We start from the raw sequence: 14,121 nt of genomic DNA on the forward strand, positions 1-14,121 counted from the left end.
GGAGATTTTTCAATGAAACCCTCACCTGTTGCGCGCGTTTGCTTCATCGCCACACTCTTGACCTCGACCTTTTCCGGCGCCGTCCTCGCGGCCAACACTGAACTGGTCAAGCCGGGTGTGCTGGTGGTGGACAAGAGCCTCACACCTGCACAACTGGCGGCCATGGAAACCGCCGCCCGCCGCTATGACACCTTCTGGAATAGCGGCGACGAACGCCTGGCCCGCGAGGCGCTGTCTGCGGATTTCGTCGACAAAACTCCGCCAGCCGGGCGTAAACAAGGCCCCGAAGGCCCGTTGCTCGCTTCCCGGGCGTTTCGTGAAGCGGTGCCGGACCTGCGTTGTGAGATCGAACACATGATCATCGCCGGCGACCGCGTCGTGGTTCACCTGCATTTTCGCGGGCACTTCACCGGCACCTTTGGCCAGATCAAGGGCGGCGGACAGCCCGTGGACTTTATCGCCACCGATATCTATCAGATCGACAACGGCAAGATCGCCGCCAACTGGCACATTGAAGACAACCTGACACTGATGCAGCAGTTGGGCGCTCTGTAATCCCGGGAGCACCGCGTGCCTGACACTTCGGGCCAGGTCGAAGCATGGCCGGGTGGCAATTCTTTACAATTGCGGCTTCTATTAGCTGTTGTGCTGCCACGCGAGGAAAACGCCATGACTTCGTCCATCGATCCCGGTCTGCTGGCTATTTATGAAGCCTGGCACGCCACCGTCTGTGCCGGCGACCTGGCGGCTACAGCGGCGTTGTATGCCGAACAGGCGGTGTTCGAAACGCCGCTGGTGCTGGCGATCTACCCCGACCACGGCAGCGGGGTGCTGGTGGGCCGAGGGGTGATCCAGCGGTTCATGGAAGACAGCAAGCGCCGCTTTCCCAATGACCTGGCTGAGTGGTATCGCAGCGATAAAGCCTTCATCAACGGCCGCAACCTGACGTGGGAATACCCGCGCAAGACGCCGACGGGGGAGCAGGTCGACCTGATGGAAATGATGGAGATTGAAAACGGCTTGATCACCTGCCACCGCGTGTATTGGGGCTGGTATGGCGTGCGCTTGCTCGCGCCGGTACTGGCGAAGGCGCAAGCGCTGTGAACCCGCGTGCGACGGTTGCGATCATTGGCGGGGCGGTGACCGGCGTCGCGGCGTTTATCCAACTGGTGCGCACAGGTAACGCCCAGCGTATCGACATCATCGATCCCGAGGGGCTGGCGCACTCGATTGCCTTCAGCGCCAGCGAGGCCTCGCTGTTGTGCAATACCTCGGTGCAGACCATGTCGGTGCTGGACGATGACCCGCACGACTTTCAGCGTTACCTCCAGACGCAGGGCCTCGACGCTGGCGAAGACGCGTTTGTGCCACGGGCCTGGGTATCGGGCTACCTCAAGCAACGCTACGCCGAGTACCGCGATGTGGCGCAGGCGCGGGGCATCGAGCATCGGGTCGTGCGCGCAACGGTGCGACGTATCCAGCCGGTCGCGCGCAGCGACTATCGCCTGGTGCTGGATGATGGCAGCGACCTGCGCGCCTGTGCCGTGCTGGTCTGCACCGGCAGTGCCGCGCCGTTCATCCCGCCGCTGGTCAGCCCGCATGTCGGTGCGCCGGGCATTTTCTCGACGCCATACCCGGCCAAGGCCTGGCTGGACAGCCTGGGTAAACCGTCACGGGTCTTGGTATTGGGCAGTCGTCTATCGGCAGTCGACAGCGTGTTGCTGCTCTGCGGCGCGGGGCATCAGGTGCTGATGGCGTCGCCTTCCGGGCGTTTGCCCGGCGTGCGCACGGCTACCCCCCGGCGTTGTGCGGTGGCCCTGGATGAAACGCGATTCGCAAGGCTGGACCTGGAGAACCCCAAGCTGTACTGGCACTTGCTGCGCATCGTTGCGCGGGCGGCCAAGGCGATCAGTGGTCGCTCGCTGCGCGAACAAGTCGACCGCAGCGTGGAGCCCACCCAGCGCCTGCGCGGCGAAGTCGCCTTGGCCCGACGGGGCGCGACGGACTGGCAGAGCCTGTTGGTGCAGTGCATGGACCTGGCTGACGTGAAACTGCGCGCGGCACCGCCGGCAGTGCGCATGGCGGCGCTGCAGAACTGTTGGGAGGCGGTCGGGCGTTACCTCTTCGCGGTGCCCTTGCAGACCGCGATCACATTGCTGCGCCTGATCGACGAAGGGCGCCTGCAACTGGCCGTGCAGGTGCCGACAACCCTTGAGTGGCAAGGCCAATGGCAGGTTCACGACGCCCGCGGGCACATCGAGGCGGTGGATGCGGTGGTGTGCGCCACCGGTTTTCATAAGCAGTTTTTCCATGCCACCCGTGACGGCCTTGATCTGCAGGTGCCACCGACAACGCCGTGTACGCCGCCCTATGTGTCGCCGCAGTTGCAGGTCAGCCTGCCCGGCGCCGAGGCACCGGAAAACATCTGGCTGCTGGGCGTGGCCTCGTACCTGGCGGCGCCGATGGTCAACTCGGTGTATCAATCGGTGCGCCAGGCCCGCGAGGTGGTGATGCTGCTCGCCGAGCCCCCTTCATTCATCGACAAACACGCAACCGAGGCAGTGGCATGAAAGTGTATGGCGACAGAGGTTCGAGCAATACCCGGCGAGTACTGACCACCGCCGCTTACCTGGGGCTTGAGGTCGAATTCGTGTTCCTCGACCTGTTCAGTGGCGAGAACCGCACGCCGGAGTACCTGGCCCTCAACCCGAACGGCACGATCCCGACCTTTGTCGACGGCGACGTGGTGCTGTTCGAAGCCTCGGCGATCATGATTTACCTGGCCGAACAGGCCGGTTCGTCATTACTGCCCGCAGGCAATGCCAAGTACGAAACGCTCAAGTGGATGTTCTGGGCCGCCGAGCACTTTCGCCGTGGGCCGACGGTGCTGATCGAGCAGCGGTTCATGGACCGCCTCAAAGGCCGCGCCGAGAACCCGACGCTGGTGGCCGACGCGCTGCAGGCGATCCACCGCTATACGGCCGTGCTCGACGGGCACTTGCGCACCCGGCGCTTTGTGGTGGGCGACGCGTTGAGCCTGGCGGACATCGACCTGGCGGCCCCGCTGAGTCATATCCCGCGCACCCAGGCGCCGTTCCTGGAATATCCCCATGTGGCGGCCTGGTACGCGCGGATCAATGCGCTTGCCGCCTGGCAGCAGAGCGGGGCGGCCCAAGAGCGCCGGATCGCCGAAATCGAGCGGCTGTTCAGCTCGCAACGGGTGCCGGCATAAGGGTTTTCCTGGCCGGGGTCACGGCATGCAGCGGCGCTTCGAGATGACGCAGATGCTCAATCCCCAAATGCAGCTTGAATGCACGCCAGCCCGGGCTGGTCACATACACCGCACGTGAGCCGACGGTTCGACGCAGCCAACCCTGCTGGCAGAAAGTCTCCAGCAGGTGGGTGCCGAGCGGCCCGGCGATGTGGTGTTGGCGTTCGGTCCAATCCAGGCAACGGCGAGCCTGCATATGGTCGTGCAAGCATGGCTCGCCGCCCTGCGGGTTGAGTGACTGCAACCATTCGGTGCCGCGCGGGGTGAGCACATATTCGCACTCGTTGCGCTCAAGGAGAAAACCCTGCTGCAGCATGCCTTGGGTCACCGCTACACCGACCTGGCCGGCCAGGTGGTCGTAGCAGCAACGGGCAAAACGCAGCTCATGGGCCGAGCGGTTGGGCAGGCTACGCCACGAACTGGTTTGCGGCGCGACCGCCGCCAGGCTTTCCAGCACATGGGACACATCGGGACCGGCCAATTGATAGAAGCGGTTGCGGCCCTTGGTCTCGACGGTGAGCAAGCCGCCGTCGAGCAGTTTCGCCAGGTGCGAGCTGGCGGTCTGCGGGGTCACGCCTGCGGCATTGGCCAAGGCACTGGCGGACATCGAACTGCCATCTGCCAGGGTGATCAGAATCACTGCGCGCACGGGCTCGGCGATCAGGTAGGCGATGGATGAGATTTTTGGCTGGGTCATTCCGTCGAACTCCGTGCTGTGCCAAGTCATGTCGATTTTCAGGATGACATAAACATAAACACTTCGACACAGCTCGAAGCGTTTATCCCGGAAAGCTGCATATAGTCGAGCCGCCCCCTCTCAACGGACGCACGCGGTCATGACCCCCAACACCCGCTACCAACGCCAAGTACTGCTTGCGACGAGCCTGAGCTATGTGGTCGTGATCCTCGACACCTCGATTGTCAATGTGGCGGTGGAATCGATTTCCCGCACCTTTGGCTCGGGCATCTCCGGGCTGCAGTGGGTGATCAACGCATACACCCTGACCTTCGCCAGCCTGCTGCTGACGGGCGGCCTGTTGGGCGATCGTTTCGGTGCGAAGAAAATCTACGCGGTCGGCCTCGGCCTGTTTGCCCTGGCCTCGGCCTTGTGCGGCCTGGCCACCGATCTGCCGGAATTGGTCGGTGCGCGGGTCTTGCAGGGGCTGGGCGCCGCGTTGCTGGTGCCGTGCTCGTTGATGTTGATCAATAACGCTTACCCGCAGACCCACCAACGCGCCAGCGCGATTGGGGTATGGGCCGGCTGCGGTGGCATCGCCATGGCGGCCGGGCCGCTGGTGGGCGGGGTGCTGATCGAGCTGTTCGGCTGGCGCAGCATCTTCTTGATCAACGTGCCGATCGCGCTGGTCGGTGTGTGGCTGACCTCGCGCATCCCGTCTTCAGCACCGTTGGCGCCTGACCGCCACTTGGACATCACCGGGCAAGTCGCCGCGATTCTCGCGCTGGCGACCTCGGTGGCGGTGCTGATCGAAGGGGCGAAGCTGGGGTGGAACTCCGAATGGGTGTACGCCGGCGTGTTTGTGGCCTGTATTGCCTGGTGCGTGTTCTTCGTGACCGAAAGCCGCCACAAGGACCCGATGCTGCCGCTGCAGTATTTCCGCCACCCGGTGTTCTCGGGGGCGACGCTGCTGTCGCTGGTGTCGGCCCTGGTGTTCTATGGCCTGTTTTTCCTGCTCAGCGTGTATTTCCAGACCCACCGTGGCTGGTCGCCGCTGGACACCGGGCTGGCCTTCCTGCCGTTGACCGCCATGGTCACCCTGGGCAGCTTCACCTGCGGCCGGCTGACCCGCGCGTATGGCGCCCGCGCCGTGCTGTGTGCGGGGTTTGGTCTGTACACCCTGGGGTTTATCGGCCTGTTCGCCCTGGCCAGTGACGCGCCGTACTGGCGTATCGCGCTGTGTTACCCGGTCGTGGGATTCGGCGCCGGGATCATTACCCCGGCCGCCACTTCCGTGCTGATGAGCGTGGTCGAGCGGGCCAAGGCCGGGGTGGCGGCCGGCACGCTCAATGCCAGCCGGCAAAGCGGTTCCGCCTTCGGTGTGGCGATCTTCGGCGCCTTGCTCACCTCGATTCAACCCCTGGGCGATGCCATCGACGTCGCCGTCAGCGTCGCCATCGGCTTGTCGTTGCTCGCCATGCTGATGGCCGCCCTGGTGTTGAAAGCGCCGGCGGCGCAACCCGTGGAAAGTTGATGGACCTGCACCTGTAAAGGCGATTGCCCGGCACGTTTTCGTGACATTCGCGAGGCGTCGCTGCACCTGAAAAACATCATCAATAGGGATAATGATCATGAATCTGCGTTCTGCACCTGCAGTTGTCGATATGGCGGGAATCGGCATCGGTCCGGCTAACCTTAGCCTGGCGGCGCTGGCTCAGCCCAAAGCAAGCATTACCGCCGCGTTCTTCGAGCGCAGCAGCGAATTTCAATGGCATGCGGGGATGATGGTGCCCGAGGCCAAGCTGCAGGTGCATTACCTCAAGGACCTGGTCAGCCTGGTGGACCCGTCCAACCCGCTGTCATTCCTCGCTTACCTGGCGCAGAAAAAACAGCTGCTGAGTTTTATCAACGCGCATTTCGAGCAGGTGCTGCGCCGCGAGTTCAACCAGTACTACCGCTGGGCGTGCAGCCAACTGCCGAATCTGCATTTCAATAGCGAAGTGCGCTCGGTGACGTTCGATAACGGCCTGTTCCTGCTCAAGGGTGACACCTGGGTGCAGCCGGCGCGCCACCTGGTGCTGGGCACCGGGCAGCAACCGTCGATCCCGACGTGCGCGCAAGCACATCTGGGCGATACGCTGTTTCACTCCTCGCAGTACATGACCCGCAAGCGCAGCTTCAAAGACAAGCGTGTGGTGGTGATCGGTGGTGGCCAGACCGGGGCCGAAATCATCCAGCACCTGCTGTCCGACACCGCCGCCTTGCCCGCCAGCGTGACCTGGGTTTCGCGGCGCTGGAATTTCTCGCCGTTGGATGAGTCGCCGTTTACCAACGAACTCTATACCCCGCAGTACAGCGAGCACTTTTTCGCCCAGCCCGAGGCCGTGCGCCGACCGTTGCTGGCCGAGCAGAAACTGGCGAGCGACGGCATTTCCCAAGCGTTGTTGCAGTCGATTTATCGCCGCCTGTACGAGCTCAAGCACGTCTTGCAGCACCCCTGTCACATTCGCTTGCTGCCCGGGCGTGAGCTGACCGCGATTCACCAGCGCCCCCATCACTGGAGCCTGTCGATGGCGCACGGGCACAGCCAGGTCCAGGAGGAACTGAGTGCCGACATGGCGGTGCTGTGTACAGGCTATGCCTACCAGATGCCGGCGTGCCTGGAGGCGCTCGAATCACGGATTACCCGGTGCAACGGCGAGTACGTGTTCAACGATGACTATTCCGTCGCGTGGGACGGCCCGCAGGGCTCGGCCATCTACGTGCAAAACGCCGCCCGCAGCCAAAAAGGCATCGCCGACCCGAACCTGGGCCTGATCCCTTGGCGCTGCGCGAACATCATCAACAGCGTCAGCGGGCAAGCCCTGTACGACCTGGATCAGCCCGAGGCGTTCGTCCAATGGGGCGCCAACGCTGTATTCGACGAGGTCGGCGATGCGCGTTTCGATCGCCTGACCGCCCTTGCCAACTAGACCCAGGAGCCCGGTCATGGACCCCATCACACTTGCTCCCAACGGCAATGCCCCGGTGATTCGAGAAACCGAGGAGCCCGTGGCGCAGCCAGGCGTGCGCCTGTACCTGCATCACTTTGCCGGCAAACTGGCCAACGCGCCGATCCAGTCATCGCGTTTCACCCTCGACCCACACTGCGCGACCGACGAAGACAAGCACGCCGTGAACGAGATCTGGTTTGTCAGCGGCGGGGAGCTGGACGTCTTTTACGACGGCACCTGGCACGCGGTCAGAAATGGCGAAAGCCTGTATTTCGCGCCCTGGCGGCCGCATTTCGCGCGCAACAACGGCACCACCCAGGTCCAGGTGTTTTCGGTGTGGTGGGCATGAGCATGGAGCAGCACTTCGACCTGGTGATTGTCGGAGGCGGCATTATCGGTGCCTGGGCCTTGCATCATGCGACGCAACGCTATCCGCACTGGCAGATTCTGCTGATCGACCGCTACCGCATCGGCGACGGTGCCACCGCCCATTCGGCGGGCGTGCTGCTGGCCACCGGCCGCTCGGCCCGTGAACGGCGCCTGGCCGGGGAGAGCGCCGAGCTGTATCGAACCCTGCGTGATCGCCTGGGCATCCGCACCACCCAGGCGCCGGTGTACTGGCTGGCCGAGCGCAGCTTTACCGCGCATATCGAGCAGGCCCTGGTCGATGCGCCGGTTCAGCCTGCCGATCTGTCGGTGCCTGACCTGGGCTCACGCCTGGGCGCTTCGCTCAACGTTGGCGCGAACGAAAGCCTGCTGCGTGGCGGTACCGCCGAAAGCTACGAGCCGCCGTTGGTGGCGCGGTTGCTGATCAGCCACAGCCTGGCCAGTGCCCATGTGCGCTGCATCGAAGGCGTGGGCGTGCAGCAGATTGATGCGCTGGGCAGCGGCACGCGCATCACCCTGGCTGACGGCGCCACGCTGCGCGCCCGGCGCACCCTGGTGGCCACGGGGCCGTGGGTCAGCGAGTCGCCGTTCGGCATGCTTGCCGCGCGCCATGGGCTGCGCGTGAAGAAGGTGGTGGCCCTGCATATCGACGGCGTGCCACCGGCCAACGCCGCAGCGCTGTTCCTGCCGCAAGCCGACGCTTACCTGATGCCGTTGGCGGCGCGTAACCAGTGGTTGTTCAGCTTTCGGTGCGATGAATGGGACGTTGCGCCGCGCAAACATGCACTGGAAATCAACCGCCACGATCTGCAAGTGGCCACGCGCACGCTGGCGCACTACCTGCCCGAGCTGGTGCCACGCTGTCGTGGCGGCCGGGTGTTCTGCGACAGCTACAGCCCCGACGGTGAGTCGCAGGTGAGCTTCGACGCCTCGCAAAGTCTGGTGTTTGCCGGCGCCGGCAGCGGCGCCGGTTTCCGCCTGGCGCCGGGCATCGCCCGCGAAGCCCTTGAATTGATGGTCGCCCATTGGCCCGATGCGCCCGCTACCGCCAAACCCACCCTTTCTACTGTTTCGATGGATTGAAAAGATGACCGCTATCGTCGCGCAAACCTTCTTCCTGATGCCCATCCCGCCGACCCCGAACGGCAGGCTGCACCTGGGGCATATCGCCGGGCCGTACTTGCGCATGGACATGCTGGGGCGCTACCTGCGCAGCCAGGGCCATCGTGTCGACGTGGTCTCGGCAGTCGACGGCTTCGACTCCTATGTGTTGTGGAAGGCGCTGCAAGAGCAACGTGCGCCCGAAGCCGTGGTGCGCGACTACCACGCGCAAATCGCCCATGACCTGCGCGCGCTGGATGTCGAGGTCGATGACTTCCTCGACCTGGTGCAAGGCCCGTATGCGCAGCAGCATGCGCGCAATGCCCAGCGCACGGTGGAGCGCCTGGTGGCGCTCGGGGTGACGCAAAGCGTGGTCGAACGTGTGCTGTATTGCCCGGACACCCGGCGCTATATGGCGGGCGCCTGGCTGCTGGGGCAATGCCCGTATTGCCGAGCAGGGGCGGGCGGTTATTTTTGCGAAGCCTGCGGCGCACTGTTTCGCCCGCAAGCCATGCTTGACCCGCAACCGCGCATGGGCGACAGCCCGTTGCATTGGGTGGAGGTCGAAAGCCTGTTTCTGAGCGTCGCCCACCCCGAGCAGTTGCTGCAACGCATCGCCGCTTCCGGTGCGCCGGCGTCGATCATCGAGGTGATTGCGCGCTTCCTCGAACGGGAAAACGGCCTGGTGCGGCTGACTGCACCGGGCGAATGGGGCGTCGCCTGGAGCCCGGATCGCTTTGGCAACCCGCGCGTTCTGTTCGAGTCCGGCTGGGAATATGCGCTGACCTGCGCCGATCGGTCCCAGGAGAACGCCCCCGAGCACGGCCATGCGATGTTGCGCAGCAGCGAGGTGACGACGCTGGTCAGTTTTGGCATCGACAACGCGGTGCTGTTGTTGGCCGGCAGTGTCGCGGTGATGGATGCGCTGCAGGATCACCAGTCGTTTGATTACGTGCTGACCAACTACTTCTACAACCTGCAAGGCGCGAAGTTTTCCACCAGCCGACTGCATGTGGTGTGGGCCGCCGATATCGTCGAAAAGACCCCGGCGACCAGCGACGCCGTGCGTTACTTCCTGAGCCGAGAAAGCCCCGAGCAGGGCGAAACCAATTTCGCCGTGGAGGAGTTTGTCGAGGTGGTCAACGTGGACCTGGCCGGGGCGCTCGACAGCCGTATCGACCTGGCGCTGGGCGGCCTCGATCACGCTCGGGTGCAGTCCATCGAGCCTGCGCTGTTGCCGGGCCTGGAGGTGGCTGTCGCCCGGTTGGGGCAGGCCTTCCGGTTGAACGCGGTGTCGGTGCGCGAGGCGTGGGCGGTGCTGCATCAGTGGATGCAACGCCCCGACCTGGACGTCACGCAGCCCGGCCACGCCTACCTGTGGCTCAAGGGCCTGGCGTACCTGGCCGCGCCGATCATGCCGCGCCTGGCCGAGTACCTGTGGCAGCGCCTGGGCCATGACGGGTTGCCGCTGGTCCAGGCGCTCTATGTGGCCTCGCAGCCACGGCTGCTGGCCTCTCTGCGTCCGCGCTTTGCGCCGCTGTCGCCGGCCGCATTGGCGCCGTGCCTGCCGGCCAGCGTGGTGCTTGCCGGGGCCGCCAGCGATGCATGAATACGCCGACGTTATCGTGATCGGCGCCGGGACCACCGGCACCAGCGCGGCCTGGCACCTGGCGCGCGCCGGTGCGTCGGTCAGGTTGCTGGATAAAGGCGCGATTGCCAGCGGGTCGTCGGGCGCATCGCCGGGGATCGTGCGCGCTTACTATGCCGACCCCGCGCTCAGCCACCTGGCGGCGCGAGGTGTGCGGGCCTATCGCGAGTGGCAGCAGCACTATCCCGGCGCATGCGGTTACCAGCGCACGGGGTTCCTGACCGGGATTCCAGTGCGTGCGCAAGCGGCCACCCAGGCCAATGTCGAGCGTCTTCAGGCAGCGGGTGCTACGTTTGAATGGCTGTGCCCCAAGCAGATGCGCGAACGGGTGCCGGACCTGTCCGCCGATGGCCTGGCGGGAGCGGTCTACGAACCGGACGCCGGTTACTGCGACCCGCGCCTGACCGCACGCAGCTTTGCCGCCGGTGCGAGTGCCATGGGCGCGGTGATCGAAGAGGGCCGGGCGGTGCGTCGGATTGTCCGCCAGGCCGGCCGCGTCATCGGCGTCCAGACCGACTGCGGGTTTATCGCCAGCAGCCATGTGATCAACGCCGCCGGGCCGTGGGCCGCCGCACTGGCCGCCGAATGCCGCGCGCCGCTGCCGATCCATGCCACACGGCAATGCGTGGGCATCGTCGAGGTCTGCGGTGCGGATCAGCCGATGCCGGGCTACTGCGACCGCGACGCCGGCTTCTACCTGCGCCCGGATCGCCCCGGCAGCTACGTGATCGGCGCGTTGAGCGGCGTCGAAGGGGCGCCCATCGACCCGGATGCCTTCGACGGCACCTTCAGCGACACCCAGGTGTTGGCCTACCGTGACCGCGCCGCGCAACGCTTGACGCGGCTGCAGGGTGCGCAGCCTATCGGGCGCCGCGTGTCGTTCTTCGACGACACGCCGGATGGTAATCCGCTGCTCGGCCCGGACCCGCGCGTGCCGGGGCTGATGGTCGCGGCTGGGTTGAGCGGGCATGGCTTCAAATTTGCACCGTTGTTTGGGCAGGCGATTGCGCAGTGGGTGTTGACGGGGGAGATGCCCGCGGCGATGGCGCCGTTTGCGCTGCAGCGGTTTATCGATTGAAGGGCCGCCCTCAGGCTTTGGAAAACCGACCGCATCATCGAACGCTACAAGGCCGGCCTGGACGCTGCGCCGACCGACTTCTTCTTCGCCCACCGCACGTCGGCTGCCTTTGCGCTGATGGACCATGACGTTGTCGTCCATAACTGCGAACCGCTATTCACCTGCCTGGTGGCACGCACGTTGAAGCGCTATGCCGACAACGCCTTTGTTGCGCGATTTACCCGTGTAAATGCCCTGAAAGTTGCCTGATCCAATGCTGTCGCGGCTACCCGGTGCGGCAGCGTAACCGTTTTGTGCGACGTTGGTTGCGCTTCAATCGACCGGCTGTTCGGTGGTAAAGTCGCCGCCATGAAACTGACCCGCTCAGACCGCTCGCTCATTGCCTGGACGCTGTATTTTTGCGTCCTGTTCAATGTGTTCGCCTGCGGTTTGGCGCACGGACAGACGATGGGCTTGGCGCTCAATGGCGTAGGCGGGCAGTTCTGCTCGTCTGTGGGCAGTCCCGCGCCGGCCTCGAAAGCGGATCCTGCGGATCTGTCCGCCAGTAGCTGGGCCGGGAGTTTTGCTTGTCCGATCTGCTCGACCGTGACCTTGGGCATTGCCTTACTGTTTTGTCTGAGCTGGATGCTGCGGATCGGGTCGGTACGCCGGCCTGACCGCGAACAGCGCTGCAAGGCGCCCCCGCGCTATTCCTGGCCCTCGGCCAATCCCAGAGCCTCCCCCGCACTTTGCGCATGACCGCGTTTGTCTAAGCCCCTTTGTGCCTGTCGACCCCGGTCAGCCAGGCGTTGCAGGGGCTCCACGGTTAAAGGTGACACGGGAAGGAGCACACAATGGCTCATGTATTGGCACGCCTCAATCGTCGGCTACTGCCAGGATTGGCTGCGGCCGTTTACGCAAAAAAACACGCAACGTTCGCGACTGCGCCAATCGGCCGGAGGTCGCCATGTGCGCGCTAGCCGTTCCATCGGGGGCTTCGCGGTTGGTCAGCAAAGCCTCGCGTCTGCGTAATCAAGCGGACTTTCTGCTGCCGTTTCCGGATTACCCAGGTAATGCGCGCAGTTTCGTCCACCTGGATGCCCGACTGCTGCCTTACTGGCACACCTTGTTCGATGTGTGCCCCGGCTTGCTCAAACTCGATCCGCCCGATGGCCTGAATGTATTTCGCGGCTTCATGACCTGGGCCTATCGCAATCATCCGCCGTTGAACTGGACCTATTACCTGAGCGTATGCCGCTGGCTCCTGGGCTCCAAGTATCAGGCGCGGATCAACGAAGAGCACATCGAGTCGTTTATGTGCGCTGCGGCGGCGCGCTGGATCAATAGCGATGACAGCCAGGCTCGGGGGCTGGTGTTGGCTTGGCAGGGCGCGCCGGAAAGGGTGTTCGATTGGAAGCAGGCGCCTCGTCCGGTGCCCGGGCTTGAAGCGGATCTGGAGGAGTTTCCGCCCGTGCCCTGGGACTTTGCCTGGTGCCCGTTGACCGGCAAGGGCGGCGTGGGATTTCGCCGCTGGCTGCCGATTCCTTGACGCGGTGTTGACCCAGGGGGCGCCAGTGAGATGCGACAAAGCACCACACCTGATCAGCATTGATCGCGCGCGCCGCCAGCACTGCGGATCGGGTCGATTAGCGCCTGCGATGTGCCAGATTGTCGCAGTTGTCGCCCTGAGACTGCGCTCATAAAGTGTGCAGGCTTTGAGCGGAGGCAGACACTTCCACGGTAGCTCGAGGCGCGGCATTTGAACCCGTTCATGTGCCGGTTGCCAGGCCCTCTTCCCAGAGGGCTTTTTTTTGCCTGATAAACCCGGTCATCACTCGCCCGCGGGCCGGTTTGGCGTTCATGAGCCAGGCTCATGGGGTTCGGCGCTGCGCTCGTTGCCGTTGAACGAGGAGCCCCAGTGCGACAGCCCGCCACAGTCAGGAGGAGAGAGCGCCAAGGCGTGGTTTTTCATTGTGCAATGAAGCGCTGCCTGTGGTGGTTTGTCGCAGGTCAGGTGGCGCGCATTGGCATGCTAGATTCTGCGTCGACGCGACATTTTCCCTTGGCAGGGTTTTGGTCGCGTTACTGAGCGCCGGGAATCGCAAGGTTCCTGGCGCTCCTTTAATGTGTGTTCGAGCCGCTGCCAACGCCTTTCGGCTTTTTCACGGTGACCAGTCGCAACCTGGAAGAGGGATTTCCCGGCTGGACCGATGTGCCTCGCTGAGACTGCCCCGTGCCAAATGCAACGCTAGCGCTGATTGAGCATGGCCAGCATGCGCGGTGCGATAAAACGATGGAACGGCGCCACCGGCAGCATATACAGGCGGCCCAGCCAGTTGTGCGGCTGGACCACGGTGGAGAGCACCACCCGACGGGATCCTTGCGGGTTGATCGGCATAAGGTTGATGGCCAGGTACACATCCAGGTGCCGGTCCTGGTCGACCAGCAAAACCTCGTCGGGGGTTTGCGAGACCAGGGTGAAAATCCCCACCCGGTCGCCGGGTCGATAGTCGGCGTCTGCACGCTCGAGATCGATGCGTGTCAGCCTGCCAAGATCCTTGAGGCCAAACACCTGCACCAGTCGGTTGCGCAGCGCCATCAATCGGTCGATCCAAATCGGTGTCCGGGCCATCAGCCGCAGCCCATGCCGTAAGGCGCTGCGCTCGTGGTCATCGGTCAAGGTGCTCTGGCAATCGATGAAACTGGCGCCGGTGGCATGGCGGGCAATGCTTGAGTCGGGCGGGAGCGCGCAACGGCTGACGCTGGAGTTCATAAGGTTTGTCCGAAGGTCATTAATCGTAGGTAGCGCGTTTTTATTCGGGTTCCACGAGGTGCCGCGCGCTCTTTAGCACTTCATGCGAGCGTACGATCAAGTGGGCCAGAAAGTGCAGCGCATCCTCAAGTTTTTTAATTGCTCAGTGCTGCGCACCAATGAAAGGCCCAGAGTGGCAGGACGCTTTGTCGGCGACTGAACGCAAAAAAGGCGCC

Annotated in this window: 14 protein-coding genes; 12 read left to right on the forward strand and 2 right to left on the reverse strand. The window is 64.1% G+C overall.

Features of this window, described 5'->3' with window-relative positions; all coding sequences use genetic code 11:
* The first annotated feature begins 12 nt into the window (after nt 1-12).
* The 4 genes from J2Y83_RS12245 to J2Y83_RS12260 all read left to right on the forward strand — a co-directional run bounded on the left by J2Y83_RS12245 (nt 13) and on the right by J2Y83_RS12260 (nt 3,232).
* The gene (locus J2Y83_RS12245) at nt 13-555 is read left to right on the forward strand and encodes an ester cyclase (RefSeq protein ID WP_253395501.1); all 543 of its coding nucleotides are present in this window, start codon (nt 13-15) and stop codon (nt 553-555) included.
* Between the two features lie 114 nt (nt 556-669).
* Nucleotides 670-1,104 (forward strand): nuclear transport factor 2 family protein, encoded by a 435-nt coding sequence (locus J2Y83_RS12250; protein WP_247408599.1) that lies wholly within the window; start codon nt 670-672, stop codon nt 1,102-1,104.
* Nucleotides 1,101-2,570, forward strand: coding sequence for an FAD/NAD(P)-binding protein (locus J2Y83_RS12255; protein WP_253395503.1), 1,470 nt, complete (start codon nt 1,101-1,103; stop codon nt 2,568-2,570). Before J2Y83_RS12250 ends, J2Y83_RS12255 begins: the two co-directional genes overlap by 4 nt.
* Nucleotides 2,567-3,232 (forward strand): glutathione S-transferase family protein, encoded by a 666-nt coding sequence (locus tag J2Y83_RS12260; protein WP_253395505.1) that lies wholly within the window; start codon nt 2,567-2,569, stop codon nt 3,230-3,232. Before J2Y83_RS12255 ends, J2Y83_RS12260 begins: the two co-directional genes overlap by 4 nt.
* Here the strand turns inward: J2Y83_RS12260 and J2Y83_RS12265 are convergent.
* Entirely contained in the window at nt 3,207-3,968 is a 762-nt protein-coding gene (locus tag J2Y83_RS12265; RefSeq protein ID WP_253395507.1) for an ArsR/SmtB family transcription factor, read from the reverse strand. The genes J2Y83_RS12260 and J2Y83_RS12265 overlap by 26 nt on opposite strands.
* A gap of 139 nt (nt 3,969-4,107) precedes the next feature.
* On the opposite strand from J2Y83_RS12265, the gene J2Y83_RS12270 reads away from it, so the two are divergent.
* The 8 genes from J2Y83_RS12270 to J2Y83_RS12305 all read left to right on the forward strand — a co-directional run bounded on the left by J2Y83_RS12270 (nt 4,108) and on the right by J2Y83_RS12305 (nt 12,682).
* Entirely contained in the window at nt 4,108-5,481 is a 1,374-nt protein-coding gene (locus tag J2Y83_RS12270) for an MFS transporter (protein WP_253395509.1), read from the forward strand.
* 97 nt (nt 5,482-5,578) lie between these two features.
* Complete coding sequence (locus J2Y83_RS12275) at nt 5,579-6,919, forward strand: lysine N(6)-hydroxylase/L-ornithine N(5)-oxygenase family protein (RefSeq protein WP_253395511.1); 1,341 nt, start codon at nt 5,579-5,581, stop codon at nt 6,917-6,919.
* A 16-nt stretch (nt 6,920-6,935) separates the two neighbouring features.
* Nucleotides 6,936-7,289 carry a cupin domain-containing protein gene (locus J2Y83_RS12280; RefSeq protein WP_253395513.1) on the forward strand — a complete coding sequence of 118 codons (354 nt, stop codon included), beginning with the start codon at nt 6,936-6,938 and terminating at the stop codon, nt 7,287-7,289.
* Nucleotides 7,286-8,410, forward strand: a complete 1,125-nt coding sequence (locus J2Y83_RS12285; protein ID WP_253395515.1) for an NAD(P)/FAD-dependent oxidoreductase — start codon at nt 7,286-7,288, stop codon at nt 8,408-8,410. The genes J2Y83_RS12280 and J2Y83_RS12285 overlap by 4 nt, the downstream gene beginning before the upstream one ends.
* Nucleotides 8,411-8,414: 4 nt before the next feature.
* Entirely contained in the window at nt 8,415-10,037 is a 1,623-nt protein-coding gene (locus J2Y83_RS12290) for a methionine--tRNA ligase (protein ID WP_253395517.1), read from the forward strand.
* The gene (locus tag J2Y83_RS12295; RefSeq protein WP_253395519.1) at nt 10,030-11,154 is read left to right on the forward strand and encodes an NAD(P)/FAD-dependent oxidoreductase; all 1,125 of its coding nucleotides are present in this window, start codon (nt 10,030-10,032) and stop codon (nt 11,152-11,154) included. The genes J2Y83_RS12290 and J2Y83_RS12295 overlap by 8 nt, the downstream gene beginning before the upstream one ends.
* A gap of 348 nt (nt 11,155-11,502) precedes the next feature.
* Nucleotides 11,503-11,892, forward strand: a complete 390-nt coding sequence (locus J2Y83_RS12300) for a DUF2946 domain-containing protein (protein ID WP_253395521.1) — start codon at nt 11,503-11,505, stop codon at nt 11,890-11,892.
* A 208-nt stretch (nt 11,893-12,100) separates the two neighbouring features.
* Complete coding sequence (locus J2Y83_RS12305; protein WP_253395523.1) at nt 12,101-12,682, forward strand: putative natural product biosynthesis protein; 582 nt, start codon at nt 12,101-12,103, stop codon at nt 12,680-12,682.
* Between the two features lie 699 nt (nt 12,683-13,381).
* On the opposite strand, the gene J2Y83_RS12310 is transcribed toward J2Y83_RS12305, so the two are convergent.
* Complete coding sequence (locus tag J2Y83_RS12310) at nt 13,382-13,906, reverse strand: DUF2867 domain-containing protein (protein WP_253395525.1); 525 nt, start codon at nt 13,904-13,906, stop codon at nt 13,382-13,384.
* Between the last annotated feature and the right edge of the window lie 215 nt (nt 13,907-14,121).

Source organism: Pseudomonas marginalis (genome assembly GCF_024169655.1).
GTDB lineage: Bacteria > Pseudomonadota > Gammaproteobacteria > Pseudomonadales > Pseudomonadaceae > Aquipseudomonas > Aquipseudomonas paraveronii.